14 protein-coding genes are annotated in these 14668 nt (G+C 63.5%); 1 reads left to right on the top strand and 13 read right to left on the bottom strand.

Translation table 11 applies throughout. The features are described 5' to 3' along the window. The 3 genes from ACFE8Y_RS10895 to rpsL all read right to left on the bottom strand — a co-directional run. The coding region (locus tag ACFE8Y_RS10895; RefSeq protein WP_375464403.1) for a GTP-binding protein at positions 1 to 814 on the bottom strand (814 nt) is incomplete at its 3' end. A gap of 32 nt (positions 815 to 846) precedes the next feature. Further along, on the bottom strand, positions 847 to 1317 hold the full coding sequence (rpsG, locus tag ACFE8Y_RS10890; protein ID WP_375464402.1) for a 30S ribosomal protein S7: 471 nt from the start codon (positions 1315 to 1317) through the stop codon (positions 847 to 849). A gap of 142 nt (positions 1318 to 1459) precedes the next feature. Further along, on the bottom strand, positions 1460 to 1831 hold the full coding sequence (gene rpsL, locus ACFE8Y_RS10885; protein WP_066927123.1) for a 30S ribosomal protein S12: 372 nt from the start codon (positions 1829 to 1831) through the stop codon (positions 1460 to 1462). Between the two features lie 689 nt (positions 1832 to 2520). On the opposite strand from rpsL, the gene ACFE8Y_RS10880 reads away from it, so the two are divergent. Beyond that, entirely contained in the window at positions 2521 to 2922 is a 402-nt protein-coding gene (locus ACFE8Y_RS10880; protein WP_375464401.1) for a hypothetical protein, read from the top strand. 167 nt (positions 2923 to 3089) lie between these two features. Here the strand turns inward: ACFE8Y_RS10880 and recA are convergent, their stop codons facing one another. From recA to ACFE8Y_RS10830, 10 genes are all read right to left on the bottom strand, one after another. Beyond that, positions 3090 to 4184, bottom strand: a complete 1095-nt coding sequence (recA, locus tag ACFE8Y_RS10875; RefSeq protein ID WP_375464400.1) for a recombinase RecA — start codon at positions 4182 to 4184, stop codon at positions 3090 to 3092. 140 nt (positions 4185 to 4324) lie between these two features. After that, a complete protein-coding gene (gene cckA / locus ACFE8Y_RS10870; RefSeq protein WP_375464399.1) occupies positions 4325 to 7012 on the bottom strand; it encodes a cell cycle histidine kinase CckA in 2688 nt (895 codons plus the stop codon). A gap of 176 nt (positions 7013 to 7188) precedes the next feature. After that, positions 7189 to 8256: a flagellar biosynthesis protein FlhB gene (gene flhB, locus ACFE8Y_RS10865; RefSeq protein ID WP_375464398.1), complete on the bottom strand. Its 1068-nt coding sequence runs from the start codon at positions 8254 to 8256 to the stop codon at positions 7189 to 7191. Positions 8257 to 8373: 117 nt separating this feature from the next. Then, the gene (gene fliR / locus ACFE8Y_RS10860) at positions 8374 to 9135 is read right to left on the bottom strand and encodes a flagellar biosynthetic protein FliR (RefSeq protein WP_375464397.1); all 762 of its coding nucleotides are present in this window, start codon (positions 9133 to 9135) and stop codon (positions 8374 to 8376) included. 75 nt (positions 9136 to 9210) lie between these two features. After that, positions 9211 to 9477, bottom strand: a complete 267-nt coding sequence (fliQ, locus tag ACFE8Y_RS10855; RefSeq protein WP_375464396.1) for a flagellar biosynthesis protein FliQ — start codon at positions 9475 to 9477, stop codon at positions 9211 to 9213. Between the two features lie 189 nt (positions 9478 to 9666). Beyond that, on the bottom strand, positions 9667 to 9981 hold the full coding sequence (gene fliE, locus ACFE8Y_RS10850; protein ID WP_375464395.1) for a flagellar hook-basal body complex protein FliE: 315 nt from the start codon (positions 9979 to 9981) through the stop codon (positions 9667 to 9669). A gap of 6 nt (positions 9982 to 9987) precedes the next feature. Further along, positions 9988 to 10395, bottom strand: coding sequence for a flagellar basal body rod protein FlgC (gene flgC, locus ACFE8Y_RS10845; RefSeq protein ID WP_375464394.1), 408 nt, complete (start codon positions 10393 to 10395; stop codon positions 9988 to 9990). Positions 10396 to 10412: 17 nt separating this feature from the next. Then, positions 10413 to 10817: a flagellar basal body rod protein FlgB gene (gene flgB, locus ACFE8Y_RS10840; protein WP_375464393.1), complete on the bottom strand. Its 405-nt coding sequence runs from the start codon at positions 10815 to 10817 to the stop codon at positions 10413 to 10415. 171 nt (positions 10818 to 10988) lie between these two features. Continuing rightward, the gene (locus tag ACFE8Y_RS10835; RefSeq protein ID WP_375464392.1) at positions 10989 to 12653 is read right to left on the bottom strand and encodes an alpha-L-fucosidase; all 1665 of its coding nucleotides are present in this window, start codon (positions 12651 to 12653) and stop codon (positions 10989 to 10991) included. Then, a complete protein-coding gene (locus ACFE8Y_RS10830) occupies positions 12650 to 14560 on the bottom strand; it encodes a hypothetical protein (RefSeq protein ID WP_375464391.1) in 1911 nt (636 codons plus the stop codon). Before ACFE8Y_RS10830 ends, ACFE8Y_RS10835 begins: the two co-directional genes overlap by 4 nt. Between the last annotated feature and the right edge of the window lie 108 nt (positions 14561 to 14668).

The following is a 14668-nucleotide window of genomic DNA, read 5'->3' as shown; positions in this document are numbered from 1 at the left end:
GAAGCGGCTGCACGCCCTTGTTCTTGAAGGCTGATCCGCACAGCACGGGATGGAACGCGCGGCGCTGCACGGCCGTGCGCACGAGACGGTGCATCGTCGCCTGATCCGGCTCGACGCCGTCGAGGTAGGCAGTCATCGCGTCGTCGTCCATCTCGACGCAGGCCTCCACCAGCTTGATGCGGTACTCGGCTGCCTGCTCCACGAGATCGGCCGGGATCTCGGCCTCCGAGAAGTCGGCGCCGAGCATCTCGCTCGTCCAGACGATGGCCTTCATCTTGATGAGGTCGATGACGCCCTTGAAGTTCGTCTCGGACCCGATCGGAAGCTGCAGGCAGACCGGCTTTCCGGCGACGCGGTCGATGATGTCGGCGACGCACTTGAAGAAGTCGGCGCCGATCTTGTCCATCTTGTTGACGAACACGACGCGCGGCACGTCGTACTTGTCGGCCTGCCGCCAGACGGTCTCGGTCTGGGGCTCCACACCCTGGTTGCCGTCGAGCACGCACACGGCGCCGTCGAGCACGCGCAAGCTGCGCTCGACCTCGATGGTGAAGTCGACGTGGCCGGGGGTGTCGATGATGTTCAGGCGCTTCTCGCGCCAGAAGCAGGTCGTCGCCGCCGACGTGATCGTGATGCCGCGCTCCTGCTCCTGCTCCATCCAGTCCATGGTCGCGGCGCCGTCGTGGACTTCGCCGATCTTGTGGGACTTGCCGGTGTAGTAGAGGATCCGCTCCGTGGTCGTGGTCTTGCCGGCATCGATGTGGGCCATGATGCCGAAGTTGCGGTAGTCCTCGATCGCGTGGGTGCGGGGCATCGGGATCTCTCCGAAAAGGGCGTTGCGGCCGCTTACCAGCGGTAGTGCGAGAAGGCGCGGTTGGCTTCCGCCATCCGGTGCGTGTCTTCCCGCTTCTTGACGGCGTTACCGCGGTTGTTGGCGGCGTCGAGGAACTCGGCCGACAGCCGCTCGATCATCGTGCGGTCGTTTCGGCCCCGCGCCGCCTGGATCAGCCAGCGGATCGCCAGCGCCTGGCGGCGCTCGGTGCGGACCTCGACCGGGACCTGATAGGTCGCGCCGCCGACGCGGCGAGAGCGGACCTCGATCATCGGCGCGACGTTGTCGAGCGCTGCGCGAAACACCTCGATCGGGTTGGCGCGAGCGCGGTTCTCGACGATCTCGAAGGCGCCGTAGACGATGCTCTCGGCGACCGACTTCTTGCCCTCGTACATGATCGAATTCATGAACTTGGTCAGGACGATGTCGCCGTACTTGGCGTCGGGGATGATCTCACGCTTCTCGGCGGAATGGCGACGGGACATCTTTCGGCACTTCCAGAAGACAAGGATTTTAAGCACCCCGCGCAGGCCGCCCTGAGCGTCTCCCTCGGGAGAGCCGGCGACATCCTTACGAGGCCGTGGAAAACGCAACGCCCGGCCGGAGAAACCCTCCCGGCCGAAGGACTTACTTCGGACGCTTGGCACCGTACTTGGAGCGGCGCTGCTTGCGGTTCTTGACCCCTTGCGTGTCGAGCACGCCGCGCAGGATGTGGTAGCGCACGCCCGGCAGATCCTTCACGCGACCGCCGCGGATCATCACCACGGAGTGCTCCTGGAGGTTGTGGCCCTCGCCGGGGATGTAGCCGATCACCTCGAAGCCGTTGGTGAGGCGGACCTTGGCGACCTTGCGCAGCGCCGAGTTCGGCTTCTTCGGGGTCGTCGTGTAGACGCGGGTGCAGACGCCGCGCTTCTGCGGGCAGGCGTTCAAGGCCGGCACCTTGTTGCGACTCCGCTGGATCTTCCGCGGCTGCGCGATCAACTGGTTAATCGTCGGCATCCTGTGCCCTCTTCCTCCGCTATCGCGCCAGCGCGCGATCGCATGCGATGTCACTAGCCCCGTTCGGGCCGGCTCGCGGCCTCCGCGAGGAAGGTCCGCAAAACGAATATGCGCCAGGGACCGGGGAGGGCCCTTGGCGCGCTGTCGGCAGAGGAGCACGCCTGAATGGCAGGCGCATTCGTACCTACTGAGCTGACGGAAACGTCAGGCGATGTGAGCCTTCGATGGCGGGTTGGCGCATCGACGACGACGGGATGAGCCTGCGCTCCCCTTCGTCAGCAGCCCCCAGCCGGTCGAAGTGGCGCGCTTCTAGCCGCCACGCGGCGCACCGTCAATGGTTTGCGACCGATAATCTCGGATCTGGCGACCGGTTAACGGTCCGTTGCCGCCTGCTCATCGCCGAGCGATCTCGCTTCCATGCGCATCGGACGGCGGTCCCACATCGCACGCCGCCTCGACATCGCACGCCGCCTCGACCCGGCCTCGCGGCAGAGGGCGTGGACTGTCGTCGACCTCCGACTGCGTCGGAGACGAACTGCGTGCCGGATCGGAGCAGGGGGCCGGGCATCGCGCCCGGCATCGCTCACGGAAGATTAAACCGATCCGTCGAACTGTGCGCATCACCGGGCCGGTGCGTGCCCCCGCCCGGCGACGGGACGGATCTCGGCAGCGGCACGAAGGTGATGCGTATGGGTAGCGTTTCGAGGGCCGCGGAGAACGTCGTTCCCTTCCGGCGGATCGCCGCCGCAGGACGCCTCGCACCATTCCAGGCCAGCACCCGCGAGGGGCAGGCCCAGCGCCGAACCGACCAGCGCGCGCTGATGGATGCGGTCTACGCCGTCGGAAGCCTCGCGGTCGCGGCCGGCGACCGCGACACCAAGCTCGTCGCCTCGCGCCTCCAGGTCTACGGCTTCCTCACGATCGAGGAAGTCCAGCCGGATGGGTCGGCGCGACGGCTCCGGCCCTCGGAGGCGATCCGCTCGCGCGGGGAGCGGCCGTGGCGTCTGTCGAAGCCCGTCCACGCGGGATGTTCCGTGACGATCCCCGCCATTGACGACTTCCTATTCGAGCCGGCCGGCTTCTCCGCCTGAACGATGTCGAGGCGCGGTCGGTCGCGGGGGCACGACGGCCTCGACCCCTGGGATAGGTCGCCCTACCGACGAACGCCGAACCGGCCGCCTCGAACATGAAAAGACGCACCGGCTCCTGGAGCCGGTGCGTCTTCCGTCCGTTCCGCGACACCGCGAACCCGGCGCGCCTACGCCTCGCCCTCGTCGAGATCGTCCTCGGTCGGCTTGACGTTCTCCAGGATCTTGTCCGCGACGAGGCCCGAGTTCTGGCGGATGGAGGCCTCGATCTTGGCGGCGATGTCCGGGTTGTCGCGCAGGAACCCCTTGGAGTTCTCGCGGCCCTGGCCGAGGCGCTGACTGTTGTAGGAGAACCAGGCGCCGGACTTCTCGACGATGCCGGCCTTGACGCCGAGATCGATCAGCTCGCCGACCTTCGACACACCCTCGCCGAACATGATGTCGAATTCGACCTGCTTGAAGGGCGGCGCGACCTTGTTCTTGACGACCTTGACGCGGACCTGGTTGCCGATCGCCTCGTCGCGGTCCTTCAACGTCGAGATGCGGCGGATGTCGAGGCGGACCGAAGCGTAGAACTTCAGCGCGTTGCCGCCCGTGGTCGTCTCTGGGCTGCCGTACATGACGCCGATCTTCATCCGGATCTGGTTGATGAAGATCACCATGCACTTCGAGCGCGAGATCGAGCCGGTGAGCTTGCGGAGCGCCTGGCTCATCAGGCGCGCCTGGAGGCCGGGCTGGCTGTCGCCCATCTCGCCCTCGATCTCGGCCCTCGGGGTGAGCGCCGCCACCGAGTCGATCACCAGCACGTCGATCGCGCCGGAGCGCACCAGGGTGTCGGTGATCTCGAGCGCCTGCTCGCCGGTGTCGGGCTGCGAGATGAGAAGCTCGTCGAGCTGGACGCCGAGCTTGCGCGCGTAGACCGGATCGAGGGCGTGCTCGGCATCGACGAAGGCGCAGACGCCGCCCTTCTTCTGGGCCTCGGCGATGGTGTGCAGCGCCAGCGTCGTCTTGCCCGAGGATTCCGGCCCGTAGATCTCGATGACGCGGCCCCGCGGCAGGCCGCCGACGCCGAGCGCGATGTCGAGGCCGAGGGAGCCGGTGGAGACGGTCTCGACCTCCGCCACCTTGTCGTTCTTGCCGAGCCGCATGATCGAGCCCTTGCCGAAGGCCCGCTCGATCTGGGACAGCGCGGCGTCGATCGCCTTCGCCTTGTCCTTGTCCACCATGCTCGGGGTTTCCACCACTTTCAGTGCGGCCTGGGCCATCGCGCGGCATCCTTATGCAGGGGTTGGGCACCGTTCTCAATGCGCCCGGAATCGTCACATAATGTACCCTATTTGTTCTCATCGAACAAGGCTGTCGACGTCCCGCGAGGCGGGATATCCCACCACGTTCCCGGGCCGGCTCAGGGCTCGGCCATCGTCGCCTTCACGGTCTCGACGAGCTGCTTCAGGCTGAACGGTTTGGGCAGGAAGTTGAAGGTCTCGCCCTCGGGCAGGTTCTTGCGGAACGCGTCCTCGGCATAGCCCGAGACGAAGATCACCTTCAGCGCGGGCAGGTGCTTGCGGATCTCGCGCAGCAGGGTCGGCCCGTCCATTTCCGGCATCACCACGTCGGAGACGACGAGGTCGATCTCGTGGCCGCCCTCGCGCACGATATGCAGGGCGTCGATGCCGGAGGCCGCCTCCAGAACGGTGTAGCCGCGGGCCGACAGCGCCCGGCTGTTGACGGCGCGGACTGGGTCCTCGTCCTCGACCAGCAGGATGACCCCCTGCCCGGTATGGTCGGCCGAGGGTTTTCGCGCCGGTGCCTTGGCGGCGGGAGCCGGCCCCTCCCCGCGCGGCTCTCCGACCAGCACGAAGGCGGGGGCCTGCGCACCTCCGGGAGCGGGCGGCGTCGGCGGGGCCGGCTCGGGGAGCGCCGCCGGCTCGGGCAGCACTGCCGGCTCGTGGCGCGGCAGGTAGATGCGGAAGCTCGTGCCCTCCCCCAGCGTCGACTGCACGTCGATGGTGCCGCCCGACTGCTTGACGATGCCGAACACCGTCGAGAGCCCGAGGCCGGTTCCCTTGCCGATCTCCTTCGTGGTGAAGAACGGCTCGAAGATCTTCTCCATCAGGTCCGGCGGAATGCCCTCGCCGGTGTCGAGCACCTCGATCAGCACGTGGTCGCCGGCCGGCGCCCCGCCGCGCCCGTCGGGCTTGGCGGCTGCGCCCGGATCGGCGACGTTGGCCGTGCGGATCAGCAGGCGCCCGCCCGCCGGCATCGCGTCGCGGGCGTTGACCGCGAGATTCACGATCACCTGCTCGAACTGGTTCACGTCGGCCTTGACCGGCCAGATGTCGCGCCCGTGCTTCAGGTCGAGCCCGACGCGCTCGCCGAGCAGGCGCTTCAGGAGCAGCGTCAGCTCCGAGAGGGCCTCGCCGACGTTCATCACCTCCGGGCGCAGGGTCTGGCGGCGGGAGAACGCCAGGAGCTGGCGCACGAGGCCCGCCGCCCGGTTGGCGTTCTGCTTGATCTGCATGATGTCCTGGAAGGCGGGGTCCGTCGGCTTGTGGCTCGCGAGCAGGAGGTCGGAGTAGCCGATGATCGCCTGGAGGACGTTGTTGAAGTCGTGCGCGATGCCGCCGGCGAGCTGCCCGACGGTGTCCATCTTCTGGGTCTGGGCGATCTGCTGCTCGAGCTGGCGCTGGGCGGTGGTGTCGAGGGCGTAGAGGATCACGTGCTCGCGGTCGGCCTCGTCGAGGGCTTGGCCGGCACCGTCCCCTCCGGCCGGGCTTAGCCAGACCCGCGCCGACCGGTTGGCCGCCCCCTTCAGCGTCACCTCGATCGGCTCGATCTCGGTGAAGCTGGTCGCGGCCTTGGCGAGCGCCGCATCGAGGGCGGCGCGATCGCGCTCGACCACCGACTCGCCCATGCTCGGCGCTTCCGTCCCGCCGACGGGGTCCTCCACCGCGTGGCGCGGCAGCGTGCCGAACAGGCGCGCGAAGGAGGCGTTGGCCCGCGCGATCCGGCCGCCCCGGTCCACGGTCGCGATGGCGATCGGCGAGTTGTTGAGGAAGCGCGCGAGCCGCACCTCGGCTGCCCGCTGCGGCTCGTCGGTCTCGGCGCCGGCCGAGCGGTTGATGACGAAGGTGCGGGAAGCCCCGGGCTTGCCGTCCTTGCCGAACGCGACGCGGTGGTAGAGGCGCGCGGGCATCGGGTGGCCGTTGCGGCGGCGCAGGTCCAGGTCGAAGCGGTCGGTGCGGACTTCGCCCGGAAGGCCCGCGCTGCGCGTCAGCACGTCGGCCGCCGGGGCAATCTCGGAGAGATGCGGGCCGCCGGGGCCGACCACCGCGAGGTCGTAGCCGAGCCAAGCGGCGAGCGTCGCGTTCATGTAGACGATCGCGCCCGTCGGATCGATCGAGAGGAAGCCCGCGGGCGCGTGGTCGAGGTAGTCGATCGCATGCTGGAGTTCCTGGAAGACGTTCTCCTGGCGCTCGCGCTCGGCGGTGATGTCGCTGACGGTCCAGAGCGAGGCGGCCCGGCCCGGCCGGGGCAGCGGGCGGACCTGGATGCGATACCACGCGAAGCCGCGCTCGACGCCGCGCCCCGAGGGCGGCGGCGCCATTCGCACCTCTTCGATGTGGCTGCGTCCGTCGCGCGCGGCCTGCGACAGGCGGTAGACCGCCTCGGACACCTCCGGCGAGCCGACGAAGATCCGCTCTACCGAGCGGAGCGTCGGGAAGCTGTCGCCGCCTGCGACCTGAAGGTAGGCCTCGTTGGCGTAGATCAGCCGCCCGCCCTCCTCGACGACGACGGTGGCCTCGGGCGCGGCGTCGACGATCGCCTTGGTGATGTCGTCGCGCCCGCCCTGCCCGCTGAGCTGGATCGCGCCGATCGCCATCGCGAACAGGAAGAAGACGCCGGCCATGGCCAGCAGCGCCAAGAGCCAGATGATCAGCGATTGCGCCTGCTCGTTGGCCACGAACGACAGCCCGATCGCGGTGCCGACCAGCAGGCCTGCGAGCACGAGCAGCAGGCCGACCCGGCCCGGCCGCTCCGACCGGTCGATCGAGCCCGTGCCGGGAGCCGTGGGTCCAGTCGGGTCAGCCATCGGGCCATCAATCCAGGAGGAGCAGACCGGTTAAGCCCGCGAGCCGCGGCACGGCAAGGGTCTTCCGGAGGCACGCGACGGGGAAGTCTGGCGAAAAAAGGTGGACGAACCGTGCCTTGAGAGGAGGCCTCGACAGACGCCCCTCTCCCGCTGAAGGGGAGAGAAACGCGCCCGCCTCACGCCGCGCGGCGGCGCAGGCGCATGACGAAGCCGATCACCTCGGCCACCGCCCGGTAGTGCTCGGCCGGAACCTCCGCGTCGATCTCGACAGTGGCGTGCAGCGCGCGGGCCAGCGGTGGGTTCTCCAGCACCGGCACGTCGTGGGCCCGGGCCATCTCGCGGATGCGCAGCGCCAGCGAGTCGACCCCCTTGGCGACGCAGACGGGCGCTCCCATGCCGGGCTCGTAGCGGAGCGCCACGGCGTAGTGCGTCGGGTTGGTGACGATGACGGTGGCGGTCGGCACGGCCGCCATCATCCGCTTCTTCACCCGTTGCATCCGGATCTGCTTCATCCGCCCTTTAACCTCGGGGTTGCCGTCCGATTCCTTCATCTCCCGCTTCATCTCCTCCTTGGACATGCGCAGGCGCTGGCGCCAGCGGTAGCGCTGGTACAGGGCGTCGGCCATCGTAATCGTGAGGTGGATGGCGAGCACGCCGCCGAGCAGCTTGAGGCTGATTCCCAGGATCGCGGGCAGGCAGGCCGCCGGGTCGAGCCGGGCGAACACTTCGAGCCGGTCGCGGTCGCGCCACAGCACGGTGGCGACCACCACGCCGACGACCGTCAGCTTGGCCAGCCCCTTGCCGAACTGGAACAGCGCCTCGATCCCGAAGATGCGCTTGACGCCGGCCATCGGCGAGATCCGCTCGAACTTCGGCCCCAGCGTCTCGGTGGTGAAGACCAGCGGGTGCTGGAGCAGGCCCGCGGCGAGCCCCGCCGCCGCCACGAGCCCGGCCGGCACCGCGAGCGCCTGTAGCCAGATCCATAGGCTGCGGCCGGCGATGCCGGCCATGGCGTGGGCGTCGTCGGGCACGGCGTGCGCGTTCGTCAGGAAGCCGCGCATGTCGGTGAGCAGCGTGCGCGCGATCCCCGGCCCTGCGATCAGCAACGCCAGGGTGAATGCCCCCAGGATCGCGAAGGTGTTGATCTCGGTGCTGGTCGCGACCTCGCCGCGCTCGACCGCCTGATCGAGCCGCCGCTGGGTCGGCTCCTCGGTCTTGTCCTCCTGCTCGGTCCCCTCGGCCATCTCAGGCGCCTCGGGACAAGGTCGTGCTCAGGCGGCGGGCCCGCCCCTGCTCCCTCTCCCGTGAAGAGATGAGGTCGCGCGGTGCTACCCGCGTGGGCAAGGCCGCCGGAGCAGCCCTCACCGCCCGGTGAATTCCGCCAGGTACTGTCCGAGATCCTCCAGGAACACGCCCATCATCACGCCGAGCGATCCGAACAGGATCAGCATGCCGATCAGGATCGAGGCCGGCACGGCGACGAAGAACACCTGCAACTGCGGCATCAGCCGCGAGAGCACGCCGAGGCCGAGGTTGAACAGGATGCCGAAGGCGATGAACGGCGCAGCGATCTGCACCGCGAGCGTGAAGCCGCGGGCGACCGCCCGCAGCGCCAGCATCGCGGCGTCGCCGAAGGCCGGCAGGGCCGCCGGCGGGAGCACCGCGTAGCTGCGCCCGATCGCGTCGAGGGCCAAGTGATGCAGGTCGGAGGCCAGGATCAGCGTGATCCCGAGCAGCGAGAGGAAGTTGCCGAGCGCCGCCTGCTGGCCTCCCTGGGTCGGGTCGACGGTCATCGCGTAGGACAGGCCGAGCTGCTGCGACACGATCAGCCCCGCCGTCTGGAGCGCGGCCAGCACCATCCGCACGGTGAGGCCGAGCACTAGGCCGATCAGCGTCTCGGAGAACAGCAGGCCGATCACCCGCGGGCCGGCGAGCGCCCCGTCGATCGCCAGCAGCGGGCGCACCATCGGGAACAGCACCAGGGACACCAGGAGCGCGAAGGAGAGCCGCAGCCGCGGCGAGACGCTCTGCTCGCCCAACCCCGGCATCAGCATGATCAGCGTGCCGACGCGGGCGAAGGTCAGCAGGTAGGCCGCGGCGATCCCCGGCAGGAGCAGGTTCATGGCCTGCGTTATGGCACGCCCCCGCGCCGGCCGTCCCGCCCGTGGCTTTACCCCGGGGCGCCCGCACGGCGCGCCTCACTGGCCCGCCGCGATGCGGGCGGCGATGCGGGTCATGTAGCCGGCGAGCGCGTCGCCCATGAACGGCAGCATCAGGAGGAGCGCGGCAAACACCGCGACGATCTTCGGCACGTAGATCAGGGTCTGCTCCTGGATCTGCGTCAGCGCCTGCACCAGCGAGACCGCAAGGCCTACGGCGAGCGCCACCAGCATCAGGGGCCCGGCCACCTTGAGGAACACGAAGATGCCGTCGCGGGCGACGTCGAGGATGGCGAGGCCGGTCATGGGCTGAAACTGACTCGAAGGGTGATCGATGAAGCGCGCGGCTTCTTCCCTCTCCCCTCTGCGGGAGAGGGTGGCCCTCGCGTGAGCGGAAGTCGGGAGAGGGAAGCGACATCTCCGGAAAGGGAGCTCCCCTCTTCCGACTTGGCTCGCGGGCCACCCTCCCCCGCAGAGGGGGGAGGGAGCGGCAGCTCAGATCTGCATGCGCATGATCTCCTCGTAGGCGGAGATCATGCGGTCGCGCACCGCGACCATGGTCTGGAGGGCGGTCTCGCTCTCGGCGACCGCCGTGACCACGTCGACCACGTTGGCCTTGCCGGCGGCGACCGACAGCGCCTGCGCGTCGGCCTTGCGGCCCGCGTCGCCGACGCCGTCGAGCGCTTGGCCCAGGAGCTGGGTGAAGTCGCTGCCCGCCCCTTGCATCGGCTGAATCCGCGGCGCGCCCTTGAGGCCGCCGACGTTCTGGACGGTGGCGTAGGCGCCGGCCGCGAAGTTGCTGCTGGCCATGAGCGCCTACTTCAGGATTTCGAGGGTGCGGGAGATCATCTTGCGGGTGGCGGTGACCATGTTGAGGTTCGCCTCGTAGGAGCGCTGGGCCTCGCGCATGTCCATGTTCTCGATGAGCGCGTTGACGTTGGGCATCCGCACCTCGCCCCTGGCGTCGGCGACCGGGTTGCCGGGGTCGTACTTGGTCCGGAAGGCTGCCGCGTCGCGGCGCACGCGCCCCGCCTCGACGAGGCTCGCCCCGGTCTCGCGGTCGACGTGGCTGGTGAAGGTCGGGATCTTGCGCCGATAGGGCTCGCCCGTCGGCGTCGCGGGTGCGGAATCGGCGTTGGCGATGTTCTCGGCGATGATCCGCATGCGGCCGGACTGGGCCTTGAGGCCAGCGGCTGCGATCGAGAGCGACTTGGTGAAATCCATGGCTCAGGGTCCCCGCTTCAGCGCTTGCCGACGGCGATCTTCAGGGCATCGAGGCTCTTCTGGTAGAGCGAGGCGGCGAGCTGATAGTCCGACTGGTTGTCGCCGGACTTCATCATCTCCTCCTCGAGGTTGACGCCGTTGCCGCTCGGGCGGATCTCGAAGTCCTTGACCCGGCGCGGGTCGGCGCCGACGCCCGTGCTGCCGGACGACGCGATGTGGCCGACGCTCGTCAGGCTCAGCCCGACGCCGGAGGGGGTCGCCGCGCCGGTCGCGCGGTCGAAGCTCGGCGCCGCGAGGTCGCGCGGGCGAAACCCCGGCATGTCGGCGTTGGCGACGTTCTCGGCGATGAGCTTCTGGCGCGCCTGATGCCACTGCATCCGGGTGCGGAGCATTCCGAGCAGCGGCATGTCGGTGACGGCCACGGGGACTGCTCCGGTCTTCGATAGGGGATGCGGGACGGCCTGGACCCGCCCGGCAGAATCTGCCGGCCTCATGGTTAACACCGGGTTAAGGTCTTCCCTTCCAGGTTGCCCCTGGCCAAGGCCTGGAGGTTCCTGTCCCATGCTGTTTGACAAGACAGGAGGGTAGGTTCGTTAGCCCGTTGCTTCAAATTCGACGACGGCAAACGCGCCGTTCAGATTGAAAGCGGCCTCACCGGAAAGCTGTATGACATGGGAGACCTGCCCCCAGATTTTCGTAATGCTATGGCCGATCGGCAGACGTACGTTGTGGTGCCCGGCTAAGCCTGCGCCTTCGTCGCGGACATGCCGACCCATGTTCGATCCTGATTTTATACCGTTCCAGAGGAATAGACGCCGAGATTCATCAACTGCAACAAATCCTCGCACGAAGGTAGTCCAGGGGCGTGTTACGCGCAGATTTGACCACAAGGTTGGATTTCGACTCATCGTGTAGGCGTTGCCTAGCAGGCTGATCGTTTCACTGCTGAGATCCCAATTCGATCTTATCATACGATTCTCGAAGTCGATTTCCGAAGGGCCGAGCACCGTTATGCCGGCCTCGATGGCCGCCGCAACGCAGCTATGAGCCTCAGGGCTCTCCGCACGACCGGCAGGAAGAATCAACAGGCGCGTTCGCTGGAAATCTTCAAGATATCTTTCCGTCGAGGTTATTCCAACATTCAGACCGGCCGCACTCGCCGCAAGGTAAGCGCCCCTGACGCAGGAAAAATCCTGACTAAGCTGTAAGGCCTGCGAGTCCGACAAACAAATAACATCATAGTCAGCCGTCAGGGCAGGCTGGTCGGATTTTCTTTCTTCATCTTCGACAATAGATCGCAGCTCATTTAGTTTTCCAACATAAGTTTGGTCAATGCTCCCAAGCCGTGACATGGGGAAGTAGACATGAATGGGATCGTCATTAGCAATAAGGGGCGCAATTTCATGGATTAGCTGTTGAACGTTCTTTGGATATTTTCTACCACCGCCCTCCGGCTCTGCATAAAGCGGTACGACAAGGTCGCGGTTCGTATTCGACCTCAGACGTACAGCGGTCTCAATCCATGCCTCAAGTGCTCCGTAGAATGGTGGCAGATCAGATGTTACAAGATTTAGTCCTATTGGCGGAGAAGTAGGATGCCTAAAAGTGAAAGCGAGGTTGATCGAGCTCAGTAATTTCTCATCTAAAGAATGGAGGAATTTTCCGAGGCTTTGATTGTACTCGCTATACGTATCCACAGTAAGTAATCGGTGCTCTCTGGCGTTCATTGCGGAGAAGGCATTCATATCGCAATCCGGCCGTGCCGCTACAGCCTTTTTGCATCGCCAGATGCTCGTACTCTCTCCTACAGCCCAGTAGTCACCATCAAAGAAGAAGCTATCAGGCCTGTATCGATCATATAGTTCTTTGAGGACGGGTTTAAGCCATTCCTCAAGAAAAGGCGATGCGTGGTCGATCTTCCCTGAGGTCATTCCATCTAATCGCATGCGTATCCAACTCGGATGCGCTTCCAACAGCACATCATTGCGAAGCGTGCTCACGTAGATACCGAACGAGATTTTGCGGCTTCGAGCAATACCCTGCCAAAGACCCACAAGATCGACAGCCAGATCAGGCGCAATTTTTGCTACTTTCGACGGATATTGAGCGAGACCATCATGTCCAACTGCAAACACAGTAAGCCGCGTCGGACGAACAGAGTCGACAAATTTTTCCATTTCTTCAACGCGTAGATCTGGCAGAAGATATGAGTTCATGCCTGCATGAAGGTGATTGTCTATGAGTACATTTACCTTCATGGTGTTATTCCTGTTATTGACTTCATAGGTATAGAAATTGCACTAATATTACCTTCTATAGCGATCATATGCCCAGATATTACACTTCCGAGTGAGGCAATAAGCTTGGAAAACTCACTCTTCTGCTCCATACCTTCTCTCGTTAATAAGAGCGGTCCTACAATCCTCACAGCCTCTCTCTCAGGACCGCGGAACGCTGGCCAGCCACGTGCGATCCCGCTGCCGCCAGACGCAGAAAACAGGCGGGGATCGTAGGTGGCGACCAAAGCCTGTTGACCTCTGAACGTAACCGCGCAGGGGAGGCCGCTTGTGCTTATCTGTGGAGGACCAGCCACCATCAAGCAATATTCGTTGAGCACGAAGAGCGCATCGGGGTCGCCGGTCTCGATCCAATCCTCCGCGCTCGCGGATGCCAGTAAGAGCTCCGGTCGGGAACCTGAACATCCAACAAGGACATTCTCGTAAATGGCAATCTGCTTCGAAACCCAGAATTCAGGTCTGACTATAATCATCTCCCAGAAATTACTTCCGCGTTCTGTCGTTAGGCGGGCTTCGAAAAGCTCTCTATAAGCGAATGATGACAATAAATCATCATCTATCGGAAGACCTACAAGTAAAATGTTTTGTGTATAATGACTTAAGATAATGCCGCGACGGTTCTCACTCCATAAATTACTATCAAGATATGTTCGAGCAAGCTCAGCAGCGTTGCAATCGAATCGAAGCGGTCCAACAATCGCGCTATTGCTGCCCTGCGCCGATCCTAAGTTCTCTAATGCCTGGATTGTTACGCTAATCCCTTGCCTAAACATAGATGTCCATAAGCCATAAATATTTAGCCATATTTGCTCGTGCGGTGAAAAATATTTTTTCATGATTTTGAATTCTAATTCGGGAATTAATACTGTTGTACAGGCGATATCATGAATATGTTTATCTCTATCGAATATTATTTCATTCAATCTTGGATAAGTATCAATTCCCGCCTGAGTATCGGAGATATTCCATGTCAATTCAGCTAACTGAGCAGCAATATCAGCAGCAGAATTGTCAAATATATCTACAATAACTCTCGATAGAGCTAATCCTTCTTGTCGGAGGTTGAATTCTATGTTTTGCCAATTGTCACCAATAAATCGGAATTTTAGACTCATCGTATGTGAAGTCACTAAACGCGCTGGAATGTCTATGCGTCTTTCGTCATTATGCCATCTGACTCCATTTGTAGATCGAGAGCAAGTAGCAACGACCTCCTGGCCAATCAGGATATCAAAGTCAGTAGTAGCCAGTATGTTCAATTGAACGCAATGCCCAGTATGTGGTATCGCTGGTAACGTGAGTTCCGCACCGTTAATCGCCCAACGGAATGGCTTGTTGTTAAACCAAGTTCCAAAGCACAGGCGCCCTTCGCGGTATGACCATTTATCTCCGATGAAAGATGAGTCAGCAGAGGCGCCGATCTGGATCTCGTATCGATAGCTGTGATAGTTGTAGACGGTCTTAAATAGCTCCCACTTGATTGCTGGATTGTCATTAACGAGATACGGGCTTGCCGGAACAAGTATTATCGAACTATCTCTTGGGAATTCTAAATATATATCCGGATGCTGATAACTTGCCTCTGTTTGTGATATTACTCCTATTATTTCCTTGCATGATATTGAGTACACGAGCCACTGGAGTTCATGCCTATGTGATAATCTTTCATTTAACGGAATTTCTGTTAAATAATGCCTAGTCTTTAGCGTAAAAATAACTCTATAGCAACCGACACTATCATAGTCAAATTTTACCTGTATCGGTTTTGTGCACACTTGGCAAATTGGCAATTTATCCGCATTGATGGGGTCTTCAAAGAATTCTTGACCTTGAGTGATCATTATACGGCCTGCCTGAGGTGCTAACATGGCACGTGTATCAATAGCTCTGCTTCATCGCCACATCGCATATGCGCTCCTGGGTAGGGGCAAACTAGAGTGCTCGTTTTGGTGGTTTGTGTTAGAGGTTCTTTGGCA

Source organism: uncultured Methylobacterium sp. (assembly GCF_964242245.1).
Classification (GTDB): Bacteria; Pseudomonadota; Alphaproteobacteria; order Rhizobiales; family Beijerinckiaceae; genus Methylobacterium.
Note: the sequence above shows the minus strand (reverse complement) of the source record. Positions and strands in the feature narration are given on the sequence as shown.

Excerpts from the sequence above, each read along its gene's own strand:
- rpsG (WP_375464402.1), bottom strand. The coding sequence starts at position 1,317 with ATGTCCCGTCGCCATTCCGCCGAGAAGCGTGAGATCATCCCCGACGCC.
- rpsL (WP_066927123.1), bottom strand. The coding sequence starts at position 1,831 with ATGCCGACGATTAACCAGTTGATCGCGCAGCCGCGGAAGATCCAGCGG.
- ACFE8Y_RS10880 (WP_375464401.1), top strand. The coding sequence starts at position 2,521 with ATGGGTAGCGTTTCGAGGGCCGCGGAGAACGTCGTTCCCTTCCGGCGG.
- recA (WP_375464400.1), bottom strand. The coding sequence starts at position 4,184 with ATGGCCCAGGCCGCACTGAAAGTGGTGGAAACCCCGAGCATGGTGGAC.
- cckA (WP_375464399.1), bottom strand. The coding sequence starts at position 7,012 with ATGGCTGACCCGACTGGACCCACGGCTCCCGGCACGGGCTCGATCGAC.
- flhB (WP_375464398.1), bottom strand. The coding sequence starts at position 8,256 with ATGGCCGAGGGGACCGAGCAGGAGGACAAGACCGAGGAGCCGACCCAG.
- fliR (WP_375464397.1), bottom strand. The coding sequence starts at position 9,135 with ATGAACCTGCTCCTGCCGGGGATCGCCGCGGCCTACCTGCTGACCTTC.
- fliQ (WP_375464396.1), bottom strand. The coding sequence starts at position 9,477 with ATGACCGGCCTCGCCATCCTCGACGTCGCCCGCGACGGCATCTTCGTG.
- fliE (WP_375464395.1), bottom strand. The coding sequence starts at position 9,981 with ATGGCCAGCAGCAACTTCGCGGCCGGCGCCTACGCCACCGTCCAGAAC.
- flgC (WP_375464394.1), bottom strand. The coding sequence starts at position 10,395 with ATGGATTTCACCAAGTCGCTCTCGATCGCAGCCGCTGGCCTCAAGGCC.
- ACFE8Y_RS10835 (WP_375464392.1), bottom strand. The coding sequence starts at position 12,653 with ATGAAGGTAAATGTACTCATAGACAATCACCTTCATGCAGGCATGAAC.
- ACFE8Y_RS10830 (WP_375464391.1), bottom strand. The coding sequence starts at position 14,560 with ATGTTAGCACCTCAGGCAGGCCGTATAATGATCACTCAAGGTCAAGAA.